The organism is Mycobacterium sp. IDUB_1, assembly GCF_055419625.1.
On sequence record NZ_JBVAYA010000001.1, the window covers coordinates 949,938 to 971,066 of the forward strand.

17 protein-coding genes are annotated in these 21,129 nt (G+C 69.5%); 7 read left to right on the forward strand and 10 right to left on the reverse strand.

The genetic code is table 11. The annotated features are described in order from the left end of the window. Window positions 1–1,191, forward strand: coding sequence for a cytochrome P450 (locus ACZYYX_RS04855; protein ID WP_463813302.1), 1,191 nt, complete (start codon window positions 1–3; stop codon window positions 1,189–1,191). Between the two features lie 35 nt (window positions 1,192–1,226). Next, window positions 1,227–2,399: an acyltransferase family protein gene (locus tag ACZYYX_RS04860; protein ID WP_463813303.1), complete on the forward strand. Its 1,173-nt coding sequence runs from the start codon at window positions 1,227–1,229 to the stop codon at window positions 2,397–2,399. Here the strand turns inward: ACZYYX_RS04860 and ACZYYX_RS04865 are convergent. The 4 genes from ACZYYX_RS04865 to ACZYYX_RS04880 are packed head-to-tail and all read right to left on the reverse strand — an operon-like array spanning window position 2,374 to window position 8,718. Then, a complete protein-coding gene (locus ACZYYX_RS04865) occupies window positions 2,374–3,828 on the reverse strand; it encodes an AMP-binding protein (RefSeq protein ID WP_463813304.1) in 1,455 nt (484 codons plus the stop codon). The genes ACZYYX_RS04860 and ACZYYX_RS04865 overlap by 26 nt on opposite strands. A gap of 1 nt (window position 3,829) precedes the next feature. Beyond that, entirely contained in the window at window positions 3,830–8,035 is a 4,206-nt protein-coding gene (locus ACZYYX_RS04870) for an alpha-(1->3)-arabinofuranosyltransferase (RefSeq protein ID WP_463814805.1), read from the reverse strand. Between the two features lie 16 nt (window positions 8,036–8,051). Further along, the gene (locus ACZYYX_RS04875; protein ID WP_463813305.1) at window positions 8,052–8,225 is read right to left on the reverse strand and encodes a DUF2613 domain-containing protein; all 174 of its coding nucleotides are present in this window, start codon (window positions 8,223–8,225) and stop codon (window positions 8,052–8,054) included. Window positions 8,226–8,235: 10 nt separating this feature from the next. Then, window positions 8,236–8,718, reverse strand: coding sequence for a universal stress protein (locus ACZYYX_RS04880; protein WP_463813306.1), 483 nt, complete (start codon window positions 8,716–8,718; stop codon window positions 8,236–8,238). Between the two features lie 72 nt (window positions 8,719–8,790). Between ACZYYX_RS04880 and ACZYYX_RS04885 the strand changes: the two genes are divergently transcribed. Both ACZYYX_RS04885 and ACZYYX_RS04890 read left to right on the forward strand, forming a co-directional pair. Beyond that, window positions 8,791–9,990, forward strand: coding sequence for a glycoside hydrolase family 3 N-terminal domain-containing protein (locus tag ACZYYX_RS04885; protein WP_463813307.1), 1,200 nt, complete (start codon window positions 8,791–8,793; stop codon window positions 9,988–9,990). 64 nt (window positions 9,991–10,054) lie between these two features. Continuing rightward, window positions 10,055–10,702 carry a TetR/AcrR family transcriptional regulator gene (locus tag ACZYYX_RS04890; RefSeq protein WP_463813308.1) on the forward strand — a complete coding sequence of 216 codons (648 nt, stop codon included), beginning with the start codon at window positions 10,055–10,057 and terminating at the stop codon, window positions 10,700–10,702. Between the two features lie 5 nt (window positions 10,703–10,707). Here ACZYYX_RS04890 and ACZYYX_RS04895 read toward each other — a convergent pair whose 3' ends face one another. Next, complete coding sequence (locus tag ACZYYX_RS04895; RefSeq protein WP_463813309.1) at window positions 10,708–11,559, reverse strand: MaoC/PaaZ C-terminal domain-containing protein; 852 nt, start codon at window positions 11,557–11,559, stop codon at window positions 10,708–10,710. 1 nt (window position 11,560) lies between these two features. Continuing rightward, the gene (locus ACZYYX_RS04900) at window positions 11,561–12,913 is read right to left on the reverse strand and encodes a 3-oxoacyl-ACP reductase (RefSeq protein ID WP_463813310.1); all 1,353 of its coding nucleotides are present in this window, start codon (window positions 12,911–12,913) and stop codon (window positions 11,561–11,563) included. A gap of 151 nt (window positions 12,914–13,064) precedes the next feature. Here ACZYYX_RS04900 and ACZYYX_RS04905 point away from each other — a divergent pair, with 151 nt between their 5' ends. Next, window positions 13,065–14,363, forward strand: coding sequence for an acetyl-CoA C-acetyltransferase (locus ACZYYX_RS04905; protein WP_463813311.1), 1,299 nt, complete (start codon window positions 13,065–13,067; stop codon window positions 14,361–14,363). Window positions 14,364–14,435: 72 nt separating this feature from the next. Here the strand turns inward: ACZYYX_RS04905 and ACZYYX_RS04910 are convergent, their stop codons facing one another. Beyond that, entirely contained in the window at window positions 14,436–15,380 is a 945-nt protein-coding gene (locus ACZYYX_RS04910) for a D-2-hydroxyacid dehydrogenase family protein (protein WP_463813312.1), read from the reverse strand. A gap of 183 nt (window positions 15,381–15,563) precedes the next feature. Between ACZYYX_RS04910 and ACZYYX_RS04915 the strand changes: the two genes are divergently transcribed. Then, a complete protein-coding gene (locus tag ACZYYX_RS04915; protein ID WP_463813313.1) occupies window positions 15,564–16,487 on the forward strand; it encodes a TIGR03564 family F420-dependent LLM class oxidoreductase in 924 nt (307 codons plus the stop codon). Window positions 16,488–16,615: 128 nt separating this feature from the next. Here the strand turns inward: ACZYYX_RS04915 and ACZYYX_RS04920 are convergent, their stop codons facing one another. After that, the gene (locus ACZYYX_RS04920) at window positions 16,616–18,451 is read right to left on the reverse strand and encodes an acyl-CoA dehydrogenase (RefSeq protein ID WP_463813315.1); all 1,836 of its coding nucleotides are present in this window, start codon (window positions 18,449–18,451) and stop codon (window positions 16,616–16,618) included. Between the two features lie 279 nt (window positions 18,452–18,730). On the opposite strand from ACZYYX_RS04920, the gene ACZYYX_RS04925 reads away from it, so the two are divergent. Further along, window positions 18,731–19,777: an NAD(P)H-dependent amine dehydrogenase family protein gene (locus tag ACZYYX_RS04925; protein WP_463814806.1), complete on the forward strand. Its 1,047-nt coding sequence runs from the start codon at window positions 18,731–18,733 to the stop codon at window positions 19,775–19,777. Between the two features lie 9 nt (window positions 19,778–19,786). Here ACZYYX_RS04925 and ACZYYX_RS04930 read toward each other — a convergent pair whose 3' ends face one another. Next, complete coding sequence (locus ACZYYX_RS04930) at window positions 19,787–20,578, reverse strand: SDR family oxidoreductase (protein WP_463813316.1); 792 nt, start codon at window positions 20,576–20,578, stop codon at window positions 19,787–19,789. A gap of 13 nt (window positions 20,579–20,591) precedes the next feature. Beyond that, complete coding sequence (locus ACZYYX_RS04935; protein WP_463813317.1) at window positions 20,592–21,086, reverse strand: TspO/MBR family protein; 495 nt, start codon at window positions 21,084–21,086, stop codon at window positions 20,592–20,594. Between the last annotated feature and the right edge of the window lie 43 nt (window positions 21,087–21,129).

Here is a 21,129-nt window from a genome sequence, read left to right on the forward strand (position 1 = left end):
GTGTTCCGTCGCCCCTCGGCGGTGCCGGTCTATCGACCCGACATCTACACGCGCGCCGCCATTCTCGACCCCTACCCGCACTATCGCGCCCTCCGCGAGCTGGGGCCGGTGGTGTGGCTGCCGCGCCAGCGTCTCTACGCCCTACCCCGCTATGCAGAATGCAAGGCCACCCTGCGCGACGACGGCACCTACCTGTCCGGCCACGGCGTCGCGGCCAACCCGCTGATCAATCGGCTCTCCCGCGGCACGACACTCAACAGCGACGGCGCCGAGCACGACCGGCGCCGCAAACTCGTCGCCCACCGGTTGTTGCCGAGGGCACTGCGCGCGCTCGGTGACGACGTCGGGGCTCAGGCCCGGGCCCTCGTCGACGAGGCGGTTCGGCGGGGCACCGTGGACGGCGTCGCCGATCTGGCCACCGCGCTTCCGCTGGCCGTCGTGCCCGATCTGGTGGGATGGCCCCGTGAGGAGCGTGAGCATCTACTCGACTGGGGTGCAGCGACATTCGACATCCTCGGACCGGCCAATGTCCAGGCGCTCAAAGCCCTGCCGCGTAGCCTGCAGATGCTGCGCTTCGCTCGTCGCGTCGTGCGGGAACGCAACGTGCTGCCCGGCAGCATGGCCCACGAACTGCTGACCGCTGTCGACGAAGGCACGCTCAGCGCCGACGAGGTGCCGCCGCTGCTCATCGACTACATCGCGCCGTCGCTCGACACCACGGTCAGCGCCATCTCCAGCGCGCTCTACCTGTTCGCCACCCATCCCGAGCAATGGCAGCTGCTCAGAGAAGAACCGCAGCGGTTGGCCAATGCGGTCAACGAGGTGGTTCGCTTCGAATCGCCGCTGCGTGCCTTCACACGAAAAGCTTTGAGGGAGAGAGAGATCGGTGGGACCAGCATTCCGGCGGGCGCTCGGGTGCTGGTGCTGTACGCCTCGGCCAACCGCGACGAACGCGAATGGAGTGCCCCCGATGCGTTCGACATCCGCAACGACGCCGGACGCCACGTCGGGTTCGGCAACGGCGCGCACGCCTGCGCCGGTCAAGGACTCGCCCGGCTGGAGACCACTGCCATGCTCCAGGCGCTGCTCGACCGCGTGAAGCGCATCGAGCTGGTCGGCGAGCCGACCTGGGCGGTCAACAACATCATCCACCGCCACGAGCACCTCCCGGTGCGGCTCGTCCCCGCCTGAGGGCACCGACGCCAGGGTCCGGCAGACTGGTCGCCGTGACGACCACCAAGTCGGTAGAAGTCGGCGGCACGCGCAGCTTCCTGCCCGCCGTCGAGGGTCTGCGGGCCTGCGCGGCCATCGGCGTCGTCGTCACTCACGTCGCGTTCCAGACCGGCCACACCACCGGGATCACCGGCCGGCTGCTCGGCCGCTTCGACCTGGCGGTCGCCGTGTTCTTCGCGTTGTCCGGCTTCCTGCTGTGGCGCGGTCACGCCGCGGCCGCTCGCGGTCTGAGGAAACGCCCCGCCACCGGCCACTACCTGCGGTCCCGCTTCGTCCGCATCATGCCGGGCTACCTGGTGGCGGTCGTGGTGATCCTCACCTTGCTGCCCGACGCCAAGGCCGACGCCACGGTCTGGCTGTCCAATCTGACTCTGACCCAGATCTATGTGCCGCTGACATTGACCGCCGGGCTGACCCAGATGTGGAGCCTGTCGGTCGAGGTGGCCTTCTACATCGCGCTGCCGTTGCTGGCGCTGCTGGCGCGCCGGGTGCCGGTCCGCGCCCGCATCCCGGTCATCCTCGCCGCCGCCGTCGCCAGCCTGTTCTGGGTGCGTATCCCGTTCGATCCCGACTCCGGACACAACCTGTGGAACTGGCCGCCGGCGTTCTTCTCCTGGTTCGCCGCGGGCATGGTGCTCGCCGAGCTGACCGTCTCTCCCGTCGGCCTCGCCCACCGGGTGGCCCGGAACCGGGTGCTGACGGCCGGTATCGCTGCGGCCGCGTTCCTGGTCGCGGCCTCGCCGCTCGCGGGCCGGGAGGGCCTGCAGTTCGGCACGATCGGCCAGGTCACGATGAAGACCGCGATGGGCGCGATCGTCGCGGGCGCATTGCTCGCGCCGCTGGTTCTCGACCGCCCCGACACTACGCACCGGCTGCTGGGGCATCCGGTCATGGTGACGCTGGGCCGCTGGTCCTACGGGTTGTTCGTGTGGCATCTGGCCGCGCTGGCGATGGTGTTCCCGATGCTGGGCGAGTTCGCGTTCAACGGCCACTTCGTACCGGTGCTGCTGCTGACGGTCGGCTTCGGGTTCGCGATCGCAGCGGTCAGCTATGCCCTGGTCGAATCACCGTGCCGCAACGCGTTGCGCCGCTGGGAGCGCCGCAACGACCCCACGCCGCTCGACAGCTCTGTCGACGATGTCACCGAGCCAGCCGTCGCGAGATGATCTCGTCCCGAACGGCCGACCTGCGCGCCTTGCCCGCATCGTCGCGCAACGGACGATCGGTGAGCTCGACGGTGCGCGGGATCTTGAAGGGCGCGAGCCGCCCGGCCAGAAACGCCGTGACGTCGTCGGCGGTGAGCCCCGGCGCCTGTACCAGGACGTAGGGCACCTGACCCAGGTCCTCGTCCGGTACGCCGACGGCGAGGCTGGACAGCACCCGAGGATGTTCGGCGAGGGCCGATTCGATCTCGGCGGGGTAGACGTTGCGGCCGCCGACGGTGAACATGTCGACGCGGCGGTCGGTCAGGTAGAGAAAGCCGTCATTGTCGAAATAGCCCAGATCGCCGAGGGACTCCCAGCCGTCTCGGCTCTTGGCGGTGCTGCCCACGTAGCGGTAGGTGGGCCGCGATCCCGCGTCGCGCCGCATGTAGATCTCGCCGGGCACCCCGGGCGGGCAGACGTTGCCGTCGTCGTCGAGCACCGTCATCTCACCGGCGACCACGACGCCGACGGAGCCCGGGTGTGTCAGCCACTGCTCGCCGGAGATGAACGTGAGCGCCTGCAGCTCGGTGCCGCCGTAGAGCTCCCAGACCACCTCCGGCCCGAGCAGGTCGATCCAGGCGCGCTTGACCACCGGCGGGCAGGGCGCCGCGAGATGCCAGAACCGGCGGATCGACGACAGGTCGTAGGCCTCGGGATTCTCCCGGTACACCGGCAGCAGGCGCTGCATGATCGTCGGCACCGTGGTCAGGAACGTCACCCGGTGCTCGGTGACCAGCCGCAGGAATTCGTGCGGATCGAACCGCGGCATCACCACCAGGTGGTGTCCCTGCAGCAGACCCACCGCGAACGTCGTGAACCCGGTGTTGTGGCTCAGCGGCACCGAGATCAGCGACACGTCGCCGTCCTGGGCGCCCAGCGGGGTGCCGATCGCCGCGGGGATGCGGCTGTCGTTGCCCGCCTCGATCAGTTTGGGCCGCCCGGTGCTGCCCCCCGAGGCCATCGACTTCCACACCGGTGACACCGCCTCGGGCACGGGATCATCCGAAAAGCCCTGCGCCACAGAAACTGTCGTACTGCGTGTGACTCCGGTCGGGTCGGCGCGCCCGATCAGCGCGGCGGGGCGGCGCAGTTCCAGCAGGGCGGCCAACTCGGCATCGGGCAGCCGCGCGGACAGCGGTTGCGGTATCGCGCCCAGCTTCCAGCAGGCCAACACCGCGTAGACCCAGTCCAGCGAGTTGGGCAGCACGATCGTCACGTAATCGCCGACACCCACCCCCAGCGACGCCAGACCCCGTGCCAGGCGGTTCGTGACCGCGTCCAGGTCGGCCCGGGTCACGGTGACGCCGGCGCAGGTGACGGCAGGGGCGTCGGGGCCCCGGACGGCGAGCGCCGAGACCTGGGTGCTGATCGGAGGGACGGGTGAGCTCATGTCAGCCATCCTGCGGGGTGGGCGTTTCGGTACGGCGGGGAATCGCGGAGACGGCGACCGCCACGACGGAGACCAGTGCCGGCAACTGCACCCACGGCGAATGGCCGATGTAGCCGTCGACCGAGCGCCACGGGTACATGCTGAGCACGGCGCCGGCCAGTGTCAGCCCACCGGCGGCCGCGACGACGGTGATGTTGTCACACAGCGCTTCTCGGCGGCGCAGCAGGAAACGCGCGGTGAACGCGGCCGCGGCCACTACCGTGCCGACAGGCCCCGCGATCACCGTCGCGGCCACGGTGGCGGCGACGCCGATGGCGACCAGGCCGGGTGCCCACGTCTGCGCAGGAGCTCTGGGTGCGGTACGCCGTCGCATCGGGACGACGGCCAGCGCGAACAGCAGCGGCAACAGGGCCAGACCACCGACCAGGCCGGCCCGATACGGGGTGTTGGCGGTGAACTCCATCGTCACGGCACCATCAGCGCTCGGCGGCACCAGCCAGCCCTGCTGCCAGCCGTTGACGGTGATGGCGCGCAGCGCCGTGCCGTCCGGGCCGCGGGCCGACCACCCGGGATTGATGCTCTCGGGCACCACCAGCACCCGCTCGCGGTCCGACGGTGCGACGCCGACCTGCCTGCGATCGTTGGCCCACTGCTCGGTGTCGACGGACTGCTCTGCTGCCGAGCGGATCTCACCAGCCTGGGGGGTGTCGAGCGCGACACCGTCGACCACGAGAGCCGCTCCGGGGCTGATCACCAGCTCCTGCTGTCCTGCGGGCAGCGCGATCGGCCCGGAGCGACAGGGTGCAGCGGGGATCGGGGCGCCGTCGAGCAGGGCGCCGACGGTGGTGCGGACCGAGGTCTGGATGAACTGCCCGGCGACGGCGATGATCGGACCCTGGCCGCACCCGAGTGTGATCGTGCGGGTGCGGTTCTCGGCGGCATCCGCCGCGCCGATGGGCCGGCCCCGCGGATCCAGGGCGACCACCTCGGCCAGACCCGGCGGTTTGAGCTGGTCGAAACCCAGTGCAGTGCGGTCGATCACGTCGTGCCAGTCAAGCAGGGAGATCGTGATCGTGTCGGTCACCCGGGTCGCCAGCCGTAGCGTCTCGGTGCCGTCGGTGAGGCGGCGCACCTCGGGTCCGCCGCCCAGGTCGACAGCGATCAGCGTCGGATGCGCGGGCAGCGTCGACTCGCTCGGTGTCACCCGTAGTGACGACACAGGCTGTGCGGACGGCAGTTTGAGTACCAAAGTGGCGGGCGAGCGCGGCTGGGTCACGCGCTGGGGTGCCGTCCATGCGGTGCCGGGATCACCGTCGGTGGCCGCGTAGGCCGAACCCAGCACATCGATCAGGTCGGCGTCGCCGCCGGCGCGGGTGGTGTCGGGCTGGGCGATCAGGTCGGCGAGCTTGGGGCCCTGGCGGGCGCGCACCCACACCGTCGGCGTGACCTCCACGGGGCTCGGCACCGTGAGGGTACGGCTCAGGTTGACCGGCTCCTCGGAAGCCAGCGCCATCGCGGCCGAACACCGCAGGCCGGTGTCACTCGACGCGCAGCCCAGGCGGCCCAGCAGTTCGGTGCCCAGATCCCATTGCGCCACAGTCGAACCGGGCGGCGGACCGGGTACCTCAGCGGTATGGCGCAGGTTCACCGGGTGGGCGAAACCGTTCGCGTCGTACTGCGTGACCGACAGGTCGGTGATGCCGAACTGCACGCCGGGGGAGCCGTCGTCGGTGGCCACCGCGGTGATGCGCACCCACGGCGATTCGCCGTACGGCAGTGCGACGGTGAGCGGTTTGCCCGGCTCGTCGAACCGCACCGTGCTGGTCCCGGTGACCGTGGACACCTCGACCCGGCGGACCTGCGCCCCGAGTGCGGTGGCGCTCGGAGTCAGCGTCAACGTCGCATTGGTGACGGGGTGGTCGAAATCGATCTGCAGCCACTGCCCGATCGCGCTCTGCAAGGAATTGGACACCCAGCTCGTCGACGAGTCGCCGTCGATCGCGGCCGGGGGACCCGACGCCGGTGAAACATTGGGCAGCGCAGTGGAATCCGACGCTGCACTCGACACCGTGATCCGGCCGCCGTCCCACGCACCCTTCACGGGCGTGGCGTCGCGCGACGGATAGTCGGGCACGCGGTTGAAGGTGTTGCGGGCGTCGCCGGGGGCGCGGACCGCCGAGCTGTGATCGTCCACCCGGCCGTAGTCGGTCTCCCGTGCCATCGGGGTGTCGGTGACCGTCACCAGCGGGGCCGTCAGCCCGGCGCGCAGCGCATCCTGGGTGAGCAGGGCAGGGCCGAGCGGGGGCCGGCCGGTCAGGCGGCGGCGTTCGTCGAGACGCAGCAACGATTCCGGTGCGCCGTCGACACGGGGCATGGCGTCGGCGTCGACGACATAGGGCGCCATCGCGTCAGGGGGGCCGGCCACGCGGTAGATCTCCACGGCGGGATAGCGGGGCCGCAGCCCGCTGTCGGTGATGAAGCCCTCCAGCGTGCCCGGGCCCACCGTGTCGCCGAACTCGGCCACCTTGGTCAGGCCCGGCGAGCCGTCGATGGCCCGGTGCACCAGGATCGGGCGCGCCGATCTGCTGTCCTGGTCCAGGTCGTTGCGCACCACCACATACGAAACACCCTGCCGCACAAGGGTGTCGGTGAGCCCGGCGGAGGGCCGGCCCGCGGCGAGGAGCCGCTGCACCGAATCGAGCGCCCGGATGGTCTCCGGCGGGGTCAGCGGGATCGAATCCCGCACCCCCCAAGCACTCTCGCCGAGCACCTGCAGCGGCTCGTCGTGGCTGTTGCCCCACACCTGGGTCGCGAACGGCGCACCCGGGGCGACGAGGACACGTCCCCCGGCATCGTGCTCGTCGAGCCACGCCGCCGTGTCATGCCAGTACTGCGGGATCGCGTCGAACGTCCCCGGCGGCGTCAACCGACCCGTCCACGCCAGCGATGTCGCCGCGACCAACGCAGCCAGCACCACGACTCCGACGGCCACCCGCTTGTCGTCCTCGGGGTGGGCGAACGCGCGCCGCCACACCGGCCGCGGCACGCTGCCCGGCAGCGGGAGCCGGCCCAGCAGGTGCGCGATCCCCAGCGCCAGCGGCAACCGCAGCAGCGGCTCGAGTTTGTGCAGGTTGCGCAGCGGGGTGCCGTCGCCGTCGAGGAATGCCTGAACCTGCGCCGCGATCGGCGAACCGAGCCCGCCGGAGTAACCGGCAGCCAGCAGCACGACTCCCACCAGCAGCATCGTCACCAGCCGCCCCCGCGCCGGCATGCTCCGCAACGCCAGGCCCGCCAGCCCGCCCGCCGCGACGAGCGTCGTCGCCAGGACGGCGGCCGAGGCGGTCACCAGCGTCGACCCCGCAGTCGCGGTCGGTGCCACATACGGCGTCCAGGCGCCCGTGCCGCGCAGCATCTCGGTCAGTGACATCCACTGTGTCGTCACACCCGACGACTCGATGAAGTCGAGGAACGGCGGGCTGATGCGGCCCAGCTGCAGCAGCGCGACCACCCACCACGCCACCGCAAGGGCCACGCACGGCAGCCACCACGCCACGAAGCGCCGCCATGTCGGCCCCGGTCGGTGGCACGCCAGCCACACCACCGCGCACAGGCACGCCGTCAGCGTCGCGACCGCGTTGACCGCACCCATCAGCGCGATCGCCCCTGCCGAGCGCGCGGCCAGCAGACGGACCCGCGGATCACCCCCTGTCTTTCCCACCCCTGCCGTCCCGCCCTGAAGAGCCATGATGACCGGCAGTAACACCCACGGCGCCAGCATCATCGGCAGCGTCTCCGATGAGATCGCCCCGATCGTCGTCAGCACCCGCGGGGACAGCGTGAAGGCCAGAGCGCCGATCACCCGCGAGGTGGTGGTGCCGATCTGTAGGGCCTCGGCGACGCGCAGCACGCCCCAGAACCCGGCCACCAGCAACATCGCCCACCACAGCCGCTGGGTGATCCACCCGGGCACCCCGAGCAGGTCACCGGCGAGAAAGAACGTGCCGTGCGGGAACAGATAGCCGTACGCCTGGTTCTGCGCCTGACCGAAGGGCAGCTCGCTGTTCCACAGCGTGAACGCGCGCGTCAGGAAGCGCAGCGGATTGGCGGTGAGATCGAGCTTGGTGTCCGGGGAGATCTGGCCGGGGGACTGGGCGAACGTCAGGACCAGTGCCGCCGCGGCGGCCACCCACAACCAGCGCCGCGACAGCGGCAGGGTTGTCGGCTCAGCTACGGTCGCCGTACTCGACCCTGTTGAGCACCGCGGACGCAGGATCGCCCGCTTGCAGAGGGGGCCTGGTGTCCTGCTGGACCATCAGCGTGACCCCGAACACGGCCGCCGCGCCCAACAGCAGGCCGACGACGACGCTGGCCGCCGCAGGTACGAGGAACCGATCCATGGGCCACAAACTAGCACGGGCGACTCTCCAGCTCTGGGGGCACGATGAGCACCGGGCGGTGTCCTCGGCGCCGCACGTGGTCGGCGACGCTGGACTGCACCAGCGCGCGGAAACCCGTGATCGCACGCGTTCCCGTGACGATCAGATCGGCGTCGACCTCGTCGGCCGCCGCGATGATCGTCGCCCACACCGTGGAGGTCTGCGCTGTGCACATCGGTTCGGCGGGCAGACCGGCCGCCGCCGCCAGCGCGACACCGTCGGCGTTGGTGCGCTGCGCCTCGGCCAGTGCCATGTCGATCTCGTCGGCGGCCGGCGGATCGGGTGGCCCGTCCAGGTCATAGGAGACCGGGGGCGAGCCGCGGTCGATCGGCGCCCAGACCGTCAGCACGACCGCACGATGGACGGTCAGGAACCGGCTGGCGTGCTCCACCGCGCGGCGTGCCGTCGGGGACCCGTCGAAGGCGATGAGCACGACGGTCTCCTCGCCTGGCATTCGGTCCTCCTCCTCGCGCCGGTTTCCCCTCAGACTATGGCTGGGGATGCCTTGCAGTTAGGGTCGAGCCCGATGGTTGTTTCGAGAAGCGCACTCAGGACCCTGACCGGAATTCTCGCGACATCGGTGCTGCTGGCCGGATGCGCCTCCTCGGACGCCAACCAGCCCGCCGAGTCGCCGACGGCCTCGACCGTCGCCCAGGCTGCCGGTCCGCAGCCGGGCATCGCGCCCCCGCAGGCCCCGGCGCCCGCATGTGGCGATCCCGCCGCGGCAGTGGCGGCCATGTCGACCCGCGACAAGCTGGCCCAGCTGCTGATGGTCGGGGTGACCGGCGCGGCCGACGCCCGCGCGGTCGTCGACAGCCAGCATGTCGGCGGCATCATGATCGGCAGCTGGACGGACCTGTCGATGCTCTCCGACGGCTCGCTCACCGACATCGCCGCCAACGCGGGGCCGCTGCCGCTGGCGGTCAGCGTGGACGAGGAGGGCGGCCGGGTGTCCCGGCTGGCGAAGCTGATCGGCAGCCAGCCCGCTCCCCGGACACTGGCCGCGACCGACACGCCCGAGCAGGTCTACCAGATCGCGCTCGACCGGGGCCGCCAGATGCGCGGCATGGGCATCACCATCGACTTCGCGCCCGTCGTCGACGTCACCGACGCCCCCGACGACACCGTGATCGGTGACCGCTCCTTCGGCGCCGACCCCGCCACCGTCACCGACTACGCAGGCGCCTACGCCCGCGGGCTGCGCGACGCCGGCCTGCTCCCGGTGCTCAAGCACTTCCCCGGCCACGGGCACGGCTCCGGTGATTCGCACGCCGGCAGCGTGGTCACCCCGCCTCTGGCGGATCTGCAGGCAGGCGACCTCGTGCCCTACCGGACGTTGACGGCGCAGGGACCTGTGGCCGTGATGGTCGGCCACATGGAGGTGCCCGGCCTCACCGGCAGCGAACCCGCCAGCCTCAGCCCTGCTGCCTACGCGCTGCTGCGCTCGGGTGACTACGGCGGCCCGCCGTTCGGCGGCGTGGTGTTCACCGACGATCTGTCCAGCATGAAGGCCATCTCAGACCGGTTCGGCGTCGCCGACGCGGTGCTGCGTTCCCTGCAGGCCGGCGCGGACGTCGCGCTGTGGATCACCACGACCGAGGTGCCCGCGGTGCTGGACCGGCTCGAGAAGGCTGTCGCGGCGGGAGAATTGTCCTCCTCTGCCGTTGACGCGTCGGTGACCCGATTGGTCGCTCTGAAGGGGCCCTCACCGCGCTGCGGCGGCTGATTCGTCAGCCAGTGCTTACCCTGTGTTGGTAGGCATGTTGGCTTTCAGACGAGAAAGGCGCGTCATGGCAGGTGGGACCAAGCGCTTGCCTCGCGCCGTCCGCGAGCAGCAGATGCTCGACGCAGCCGTGCAGATCTTCTCGGTGAACGGTTACCACGAGACATCGATGGACGCGATCGCCGCCGAGGCACAGATCAGCAAGCCGATGCTGTACCTGTACTACGGCTCCAAAGAAGAGCTGTTCGCCGCCTGCCTCGACCGTGAGCTGGCCCGGTTCGTCGACGAGGTGCGCGACAAGATCGACTTCGACGACCCACCGAAAGAGCTGCTGCGCAGCGCTGTACTGGCGTTCCTCAAGTACATCGACGAGAACCGTTCGTCCTGGATGGTGCTCTACACCCAGGCGACGAGCTCGCAACGGTTCGCCCACACCGTGCGCGAAGGGCGCGAGCGCATCATCGAACTCGTCGGCCGGTTGCTGCGCTCGGGCACCCGGTTCCCCGGTCCGAACACCGATTTCGACATGATGGCCGTCGCTCTGGTGGGTGCCGGCGAGGCGGTGGCCTCGCGGGTCAGCACCGGGGACGCCGACGTCGATGAGGCCGCGGCACTGATGATCGACCTGTTCTGGCTGGGCCTCAAGGGCGCCCCGGCGCCGTCGGAGGCACCGTCCGACGCGTTCCCCGACGCCGAGGCCGTCTCACAGACCTGAGCCGCTCAGGCCGGTGAGACGGTGCCCGTGAGGTGCGGATGTCCCTTGCTCAGGTGCCGCAGCGTCAACTCCCACCCGTCGCCGTGCCGGTCCACGTACAGCCCGGCCTTGGCGGGCAGCACGACGGGCTTGGCGAACTTGACCGAGTACGTGACCGCATCCGGCAGCTGGCCTTCGATGTTCGCCAAAACGGCTGCCGCGCTCCACATTCCGTGAGCGATGACGGTAGGAAAACCGAACAGCTTGGCTGCGATCGCGTTGGTGTGGATCGGATTGTGGTCACCGCCGACGGACGCGTAGTGCCGGATCTGGCCGGGCGTGACCGACAGCACCGCGTTCGGCGGGCCCAGCTTGGGCTGCTTGGCCGGCGGCGGTTTCGGTTCGTCGGACAGGCTGGTGCGCTGCTGGTGCAGGAACGTGGTGACCTGATGCCAGGCCGTCTCGTTGCCGACCGTGACGTCGGTGATCACGTCGACCAGCAGCCCGCGGCGGTGCTCACGCATGTTCTCGGCATGCACCGCAGCCGAGACGGTGTCGGTCACCGCGATCGGACGGTACTGGGTGATGCGGTTCTCCACGTGCACCGAACCCATGGCGGCGAACGGGAAGTCGAACCCCGTGATCAGCGCCATCACCGTCGGGAACGTCAACGCGAACGGGTAGGTCAGCGGCACCGTGTTCGCGAACCGCAAGCCGGTGGCGTTCGCGTACGCCGCGACGTGCGCCGGATCGATGCTGAGCTCGTCGACCGTGAGCCGGCGCTCGGGCAGCGTGTCCCCGCGCGGGACGAACGGCAGCGCGCCCGCAGCGGCCAGGACCAGGTTGCGCAGCCCCGACGGCTGCTCGCCCTCGCTCACGTCAGGCCCCCAGCAGTGCTTGGCCGCACACGCGAATCGTGTTGCCCGTCACGGCATTCGACGCCGGGCTCGCGAAGTAGGCGATGGCTTCGGCGACGTCGACGGGCTGACCACCCTGGAACAGCGAGTTGAGCCGGCGCCCCACCTCGCGGGTGGCCAGCGGGATCGCGTCGGTCATCTTGGTCTCGATGAAGCCGGGAGCGATCGCATTGATCGTGATGTTCTTCTCGCCGAACTGCGGGGCCAGTGCGTCAGTCAGCCCGATCATGCCGGCCTTGGTCGCGGCGTAGTTGGTCTGCCCGCGGTTGCCCGCGATGCCGGCCATCGAGGAGAGCCCGACGATGCGGCCGCCGTCGCCGATCGTCCCGTTGCCCACCAGTCCCTCGGCCAGGCGAAGCGGGGCAAGCAGATTCACCGCGATCACGGAGTCCCAGCGGCTCTCGTCCATGTTGGCCAGCAGCTTGTCGCGGGTGATGCCGGCGTTGTTGACGAGGATGTCCAGCGTGCCGCCGTAGTGCTGCGTGACGTGCTCGGTGATGCGGTCCACGGCGTCGGCGGCGGTCACGTCGAGCGTCAGCGCGGTGCCGCCGATCTTGGTGGCCAGCTCGGCAAGCGGCTCGGCAGCTCCTTCGATGTCCACCGCGATCACCTTGGCCCCGTCGCGGGCGAACACCTCGGCGATCGTCGCGCCGATTCCGCGGGCGGCGCCGGTGACCACGGCGACCTTCCCGTCGAGCGGCTTGTCCCAGTCCGCGGGCGGGGTGGCGTCTGCCGCACCGACCCGGAACACCTGCGCGTCCACGTAGGCCGACTTCGCCGACAGCAGGAAGCGCAGCGTCGACTCCAGGCCGGTGGCGGCCGGCTTCGCGTCGGGGTGCAGGTACACCAGGCCGATGGTGGCGCCGTTGCGGAGCTCCTTGCCCAGCGAGCGGGTGAACCCCTCGAGCGCGCGCTGGCAGGTGCGCTCGTGGACGTCGCTGATCTCCTCGGGGGTGGTGCCGATGACGACCACCCGGCCCGAGTGGCCGAGGTTGCGCAGCAACGGGGTGAAGAACTCGTAGAGCCCCTTGAGGCCTTCCGGCTGGGTGATGCCGGTGGCGTCGAACACCAGACCGCCGAACTTGTCCGCCCAGCGACCGCCGAGGTTGTTCACCACCAGGTCGTAGTCCTCGGCCAGGGCGGCCCGCAGCGGCTCGACCACGCGGCCCTCACCGCCGATCAGCAGCGAGCCCGCCAGCGGCGGTTCGCCGGCCTTGTAGCGGCGCAGCGGTTCGGGCTGCGGTACGCCCAGCTGCTTGGCCAGGAAGGATCCCGGTCCGGAGTTGACGACTTGGGAGAGGAGATCGGTAGCCACGGCGCTGCCTTTCGAGAATCCGGGTACATGACTGTGGACGGTGGTGGGGTTACCCAGCACTGTCGTATCCATCACGAACTTACTCCAGAGTAAGAACGGTGGGTAGTATGACCCTCGACACCAACCACCCTCGCGACGCCGGGAGGCAGACGTGGCCGACAAGACAACCCGACGGGTAGCCATCCTCGGAGGCAACCGGATACCGTTCGCGCGCTCGGACGGCGCGTACGCGAACGCGTCCAACCAGGACATGTTCACCGCCGTCCTGGACGGGCTGGCCGAACGCTTCGACCTGAAGGGCGAGGCCCTGGACGCGGTGATCGGCGGCGCCGTGCTCAAGCACAGCCGCGACTTCAATCTCATGCGCGAATGCGTGCTGGGTAGCTCGCTGTCCTCCTACACGCCGGCGTTCGACCTGCAGCAGGCCTGCGGCACCGGTCTGCAGGCCGCCATCGCGGCCGCCGACGGCGTCGCCGCGGGCCGCTACGAGGTCGCCGCCGCGGGCGGGGTGGACACCGCGTCTGACGCCCCGATCGCGCTCGGCGACGACCTGCGCGGGGTGCTGCTGAGCCTGCGCCGGGCCAAGTCCAACGTCGACCGACTCAAGCTGGTGGGCAAGCTGCCCGCGGCGCTCGGCATCGAGATCCCCGTCAACAGCGAGCCGCGTACCGGCATGTCGATGGGCGAGCACGCCGCGGTGACGGCCAAGGAGATGGGCGTCAAGCGCGTCGACCAGGACGAACTGGCTGCCGCGAGCCATCGCAACATGGCCGCCGCCTACGACCGCGGCTTCTTCGACGATCTGGTCAGCCCGTTCCTCGGGCTCTACCGCGACAACAACCTGCGGCCCGACTCGTCGCCGGAGAAGCTCGCCAAGCTCAAGCCGGTGTTCGGCGTACGCAACGGCGACGCGACGATGACCGCGGGCAACTCGACCCCGCTGACCGACGGTGCATCCGTGGCGCTGTTCGCCTCCGAGGAGTGGGCGGCCGCACGGTCCATCCCGGTGCTGGCCTACTTCGTCGACGGCCAGACCGCCGCGGTGGACTACGTCAACGGCCGCGACGGGCTGCTGATGGCACCGACGTACGCGGTGCCGCGGCTGCTGGCCCGCAACGGCCTGACGCTGCAGGACTTCGACTTCTACGAGATCCACGAGGCGTTCGCGTCGGTGGTGCTGGCCACGCTGGCGGCCTGGGAGTCCGAGGAGTACTGCAAGGAGCGCCTCGGCCTCGATGCCGCGCTCGGCTCGATCGACCGGTCGAAGTTGAACGTCAACGGCTCGTCGCTGGCGGCCGGGCACCCGTTCGCAGCAACCGGCGGGCGCATCGTGGCGCAGCTGGCCAAGCAGCTCAACGAGAAGAAGAAGGAGACGGGTCAGCCGGTCCGTGGCCTGATCTCGGTGTGCGCAGCGGGCGGCCAGGGCGTCACCGCAATCCTCGAGGCCTAGCTTCCACTACGCCCAAACCAACGTTTGGGCGGGAAAGTGCGAGACGAGGTCGCCTTTTCGTCGATCTCGGCGCTAGAGACCATCGAGCCATTCGGTGATCGCGGCGACGGCGTCGCGGAAGAAAATCCGGTAGGACCGGTCGGCCACGTAGCCGATGTGCGGCGTGGCCGTCACGGTCGCCATCGTGCGCAACGGGTGCGCCGCGGGCAGCGGCTCGGTGTCGAAAACGTCGAGACCGGCACCGGCGATGGCACCCGAGGTCAGGGCATCGACCAGCGCGGCCTCGTCGACGATCGGTCCGCGCGACGTGTTGATCAGCAGCGCAGTCGGCTTCATCGCGGCCAGTTCCGCGGCGCCGATCAGCCCGCGAGACCGTTCGCTCAGCCTCAGATGCACGGTCAGCACGTCGGCGGTGGCGAAGAACTCCTCGCGCGGCAGGTAGCGCGCTCCTGCCGCGGTCGCAGCCACGGGGGTGAGGTTCTCACTCCACGCCACCACGTCCATGCCGAAGGCCGCCCCGATGCGGGCGACCCGCGACCCGATCCGCCCGAGGCCGAGCACGCCCAGCACCCGGCGATCCAGTTCGAGGCCGACCGTCGTCTGCCACCCGCCATCGGCGATCGACCGGCTCTCGGCGACCAGGTGCCGTGACGCCGCCAGGATCAGCGCCCAGGTGAGTTCGACCGTCGATGCCACGCTGCCGCCGGTACCGCTGACGTGAATGCCCAGCTCCTGGGCGCCCGCCATGTCAATCGATGCATTGGTGGGACCGGTCGATGCGATCATCTTCAGCCGGGGCAAGCGCTCGAGGACCGTGCGCGGCAGCGGTGTGCGTTCACGCATCACGAAGATCACGTCGAATGGCGCGAGCCTGGCCACCAGATCGTCCTCGTCGGACACATGGTCAGAGAACGTGGTGACGTCGGCGCGCGCGGTGACCGGTGACCAGTCGGCCGAGGTCAGCGCGACGCTCTGGTAATCGTCCAGGACGGCGATCCGGATCCGCGGGCTGCTCATCCTGCGACGATATGCCCGATGGGACCGGGGGAACTCGTACCGATCGGAGCCGCGCCGAAACAGGCGAAAAGTTTTTCCGCGACGCTGTAACGCCTCGGCGGGGGTCGTCGATACACCTGATAGCTCCGTGTTGCCGTCTGACCCCCCGACCCGACGGCAACACGGGGCTCTTACATTTTGAGCATGCAGATCAGCATGTTCGGACAGCTCTCCGGCCTCGCCGGCGGTTCGCCCATCGACGCCACCATCGCCTACCTCACGCAGCTGCGCGACGAGGGCTTCGGCCGCGTCTGGATGAGCCAGCTGCCCCACGAGCCCGACCTCCTGACCGTCCTGGCCATCGCGCTGCGCGAGGTCGACACGATCGAGGCGGCCAGCGGCGTCATCCCGATCCAGAACCAACACCCCATGCACATGGCGCAGGCCGCGCTGACCGTCAGCCTCGCCTCCCAGGGCCGGTTCGTGCTCGGCCTCGGCATGACCCACGCCGCCGTGACGGAGGGAATGTGGGGCATCCCGTGGGACAAGCCGGTGCGACGGCTCAACGAGTACCTGGACGGGTTGCTACCTCTGCTGGCCGGCGAACAGGCCGCCGCCTCCGGTGAGACGGTGACGACGCGCGGGGCGCTGGTGGTGCCCGGAGCGCCGCGCCCCGACGTGTACATCGCCGCACTGGGGCCGCAGATGCTGCGGTTGGCGGGGCGACGGACGTCGGGCACGTGTACGTGGATGACGGGACCGGCGACGCTGAGCGGGCACGTCAGCCCGTCGCTGCGGCAGGCCGCCGCGGATGCGGGCCGCCCGGAGGATGCGGTGCGCGTCGTCGCGGCGCTGCCGATCGCGGTGACCGACGATCCCGACGCGTTGCGCGCGGAGGCCGCCGAACAGTTCGCGATCTACGGCACGCTGCCGTCGTATCGGGCGATGCTCGATCGCGAGGGGTATGCCGGGCCGCAGGACGCGGCGATCATCGGCGACGAGGCGACGGTGCGTGACCGGCTCGCCGACCTCGGGTCGGCGGGTGTCGACGAGTTCGTCGCCGCTGTCTTCGCGGCCGATCCGGAGGTGCGGGACCGCACCCGGGCCTTCCTCCGCTCACTGGGCTGAGTTCTTCCCGCGACCAGACGCGAACTCACGCCGACACGCCGCGACAACATGCGAGTTCGCGTCTGCTCGCCCAGGAAACGCAAGACGCCCCCGGGAAGAGTCCGGGGGCGTCTCGTGGATGAGGCGGTCTAGAAGGCCGCTTCGTCCAGCTCCATGACCTCGTTGTCGAGGTTGTCGAGGATCGCGCGGGTGCTGGTCAGCATCGGCAGCATGTTCTTCGCGAAGAACGACGCGACAGCGAGCTTGCCCTCGTAGAAGGCCCGCTCGTCACCGGTCGCGCCGGCGTCGAGCTTCTCGATCGCCACCGCGGCCTGGCGCTGCAGCAGCCAGCCGAGCATCAGGTCGCCGACGCTCATCAGGAAGCGCACCGAGCCCAGGCCCACCTTGTAGATGCTCGCGGCATCGTCCTGCGCGGCCATCAGGTAGCCGGTCAGCGTGGCGGCCATGCCCTGCACGTCCTCCAGCGCGGTCGCCAGCAGCGCACGCTCGGACTTCAGCCGCCCGTTGCCGGTCTCGGACTTCACGAACTGCTCGATCTGGCCGGCCACGTGCGCCAGCGCCACACCCTTGTCGCGGACGATCTTGCGGAAGAAGAAGTCCTGCGCCTGGATGGCGGTGGTGCCCTCGTACAGCGAGTCGATCTTGGCGTCGCGGATGTACTGCTCGATCGGGTAGTCCTGCAGGAAGCCCGATCCGCCGAACGTCTGCAGCGACTCGGTCAGCTTCGCGTAGGCCTGCTCCGAGCCGACACCCTTGACGATCGGGAGCATCAGGTCGTTGACCTTGACGGCCAGTTCCGGCTCGATGCCGTGAATGGCCTTGGCCACCTCGGCGTCCTGGTGCGTGGCGGTGAACAGGTACAGCGCGCGCAGACCCTCGGCGTAGGCCTTCTGGGTCATCAGCGAGCGACGCACGTCCGGGTGGTGCGTGATGGTCACGCGCGGCGCGGTCTTGTCGGTCATCTGGGTCAGGTCGGCACCCTGCACGCGCGACTTGGCGTACTCCAGCGCGTTCAGGTAGCCGGTCGACAGCGTGGCAATAGCCTTGGTGCCCACCATCATTCGGGCCTGCTCGATCACGTCGAACATCTGCGCGATGCCGTCGTGTACCTCGCCGACGAGCCAACCGACGGCGGGGGTGCCGTGCTGGCCGAGCGAGAGCTCACAGGTGGCCGAGACCTTCAGGCCCATCTTGTGCTCGACGTTGGTGACGAAGACGCCGTTGCGCTCGCCGGGCTCACCGGTCTCGGGATCGAAGTGGAACTTAGGCACGAAGAACAGCGACAGACCCTTGGTACCCGGGCCTGCACCCTCGGGGCGTGCCAGCACCAGATGCATGATGTTCTCGAACAGGTCGTCCGAATCGGCCGAGGTGATGAAGCGCTTCACGCCGTCGATGTGCCACGTGCCATCGGGCTGCTGGACGGCCTTGGTGCGGCCGGCACCCACATCGGAGCCCGCGTCGGGCTCGGTCAGCACCATGGTGGAGCCCCAGCCACGCTCGGCGGCGATCATGGCCCACTTCTTCTGCTCTTCGGTGCCGAGGTGGTAGAAGATGTCGGCGAATCCGGCGCCCATCGCGTACATGTAGACGGCCGGGTTGGCGCCGAGGATGTGCTCCTGCAGGGCCCACGACAGCGCGCTGGGCATCGGCGTTCCGCCGAGCTCCTCGCTGACGGACAGCTTGTCCCAGCCACCCTCGACGACGGCGCGGACGGATTTCTTGAACGCCTCGGGCAGCGTCACCGTGTGGGTCTTCGGATCGAAGACGGGCGGGTTGCGGTCACCCTCTTCGAAGGACGCCGCGACGGGGCCCTCCGCGAGCCGGGCGATCTCGCCCAGCATGTCGACGGCGGTCTCGACGTCGAGGTCGGCATACGAACCCTGACCCAACGCCTTGTCGACCCCGAGAACCTCGAACAGGTTGAACACCTGGTCGCGAACATTGCTCTTGTAGTGGCTCACTTTTCCTCCTCGTCGAGAACGCCACATGCGGTTGGGTACTCACAGCAAGTTACCCACCAGTAACTGCGGCTAACTATACCGCCCGGTAACTTCAACGCAAGATCACTGTGAGCAATTTCTGCGCGCTAACCAACCCAGCAGTTGGCCGGGCCTCGATTTTCGCGGCAATCCGCTGCCTGAGCTGGCCTTATACCCCCTTGTGATGATCGTCACGTTTCGGTGTCTAGGGTGGGAGAGATGGTGTCCAGCATCGGTGTCGGAGTGTGGGGAACGGGCAACATGGGCGCGTCGGCGATCAGGTCCGTCACCGCGTTTCCGGGGTTGCGTTTGACGGCGGTCCTCACCTCGTCGCCGGACAAAGCGGGCCGGGATGCGGCGACGTTCGCCGGACTGGACGCGCCGACGGGAATCGAGGCCAGTACCGACGTCGACGCGGTACTGGGCCACGTAGACGCGGTGGCCTACATGGCCTCCGGTGACATCCGGCCCGACGATGCGGTCACCGACATAGAGCGTTGCCTTCGTGCCGGCGCGCACGTCGTCACGCCCTCGCTGTACTCGCTCTACGACCCGGCGTCCGCCCCGCCCGAGTGGGTGCAGCGCCTCACCGCGGCCGCCGAAGAAGGTGGAGCGTCGTTGCTGGTAAGCGGTGTCGACCCCGGCTGGGCCAACGACGCGCTGGCCGTGACGGCCGCCGGTCTGTGCACCCGCATCCGCACGATCACCTGCCAGGAAATCTTCGACTACTCCACCTACGACCAGCCCTACGCGGTGAAGGTGTCCTGCGGATTCGGCGGGCCGATGGAGGAGACGCCGATGATGCTGCTGCCCTCGATCCCGACGATGGTGTGGGGCGGCAACATCCGCCTCATCGGCCGCGGTTTGGGCATCGAGATCGACGAGATCACCGAGGAGGTCGAGCGGTTACCGCTCGAGGACACCGTGGACACGGTGATGGGTCGGTTCGAGAAGGGCACTCAAGGCGCTTTCTTCCTGCGCGTCATCGGCTGGGCCGGCGGCACGCAACGCGTGATCGTCGAACACATCACGCGCATTCACCCCACGTGCGCCCCGCAGTGGCCGCAGCCAGATCAAGGGGTGGGCGATCACCGTGTGATCGTCGACGGCGATCCGCAACTGACCATCGTGACGAGGGCCGACGTGCCCGGCGGCACCCGCGCCGACGGCGGCAACACCACCGCGGCCAACCGCCTGCTGGGCGCCATCGGCTGGTTGGTCACCCAGAAGCCGGGCATCTACGACGGGCTCGACGTCCCGCTGCATCCCCCGCTCGCGACCGAGGTCGAGGCGACCCGCTGGGCCTGAGCCCCCCGATCAGTGCCCGGCGAGGCGCTTGTTGACCAACCGGGTGAGCCACGCCGGGGAGAACCGGGCCCCGGCCGCCAAGGCCTTGGCCTGGGTGCCGACCGGGAAGTGCACCTGCCGCAGCACCTTTCGGGTCAGGGTGGGTTCGATCGCGGCGGCAATGCCTTCCGCGATGTCCTGCGCGGTGAGCCGGATACCCAGCGAGGTGGTGGTGCCGGTGCTGACGTCGCGGGTCATCGCGGTGTTCACGTACAGCGGCCACATGTCGATCACCCGGATGTCGTGGCGGGCCCACTCCAGGTTCAGCGCCTCGGTCATGGCGCGGACGAAGAACTTGGTCGCGCTGTAGTTGGCGAGCTCGGCCTGGCCGTAGATCGCCGACGCCGAGCCCAGGTTCACCACCACGGCGCCGCGGGTGCTCTTCAGATAGGGGAAGCTCGCGTGCAGACCGTTCACGACGCCTTTGACGTTGACCTCGACCTCGCGGTGGTGCACGTCGAGCGGAATCTCCTCGAAGCGGCCGGCATTGAGTAGCCCCGCGTTGTTGATCAGGACGTCGAGCCTGCCGCCTGCGGTTTCGTGGAACTCGGCCAGTCGGCGGGCCATCTCCTCGGCGTCGGTGACGTCGAGATGGCCGACGACACCGCGACCGCCCACCGCCTGAAGGTCACGCTCGAGGACGGCCAGCCGCTCGTCGTCGATGTCGTAGGCGCCGACGAAGTAGCCGCGCTGGGCGAGGAGCAGGGCGGTGGCCCGGCCGATTCCGGTCGCTCCACCGGTGATGAACACCGATCTGGTCATGGATTGCTCCTCCTCAGGAATTCAGTTGCCAGACAGCGAAATTGAGACACAAGGCGAATGTCGTCCACGCGAGATAGGGGACGAGGAGCCAGCCGGCCGGTGCGCTTCGGCGGAAGAACAGGACGACGGTGCCGATCAGGATCAGCCACAGCACGCTCAGTTCGGCGAATGCGATGCCGCGCCACCCGAGGCCGAAGAACAGCGGCGTCCACGCGGCGTTGAGCACCAGCTGAGCGGCGTAGGCGCCGAGCGCTGACCGGGTGTCCTGCGACGGCCCGCTGCGCCAGACCAGCCACGCCGCCACGGCCATCATCGTGTACAGCAGCGTCCACACGGGACCGAACACCCAGGACGGCGGCGCCCACCCCGGCTGCTGCAGCCGGGCGTAATCCTCGGCCGACGTCGCCGACGCCAGCCCGCCCAGTGCCGACGCCACGACGACCGCAGCCACCGAGATCGCGAGCGCGATAACGTTTTTGGAGCGCGTCGGCTGCTGGGTGTCGACCATGCCGAACCACCCTACCCGGCGGCTGTACGCCGCCGGCCGGCGC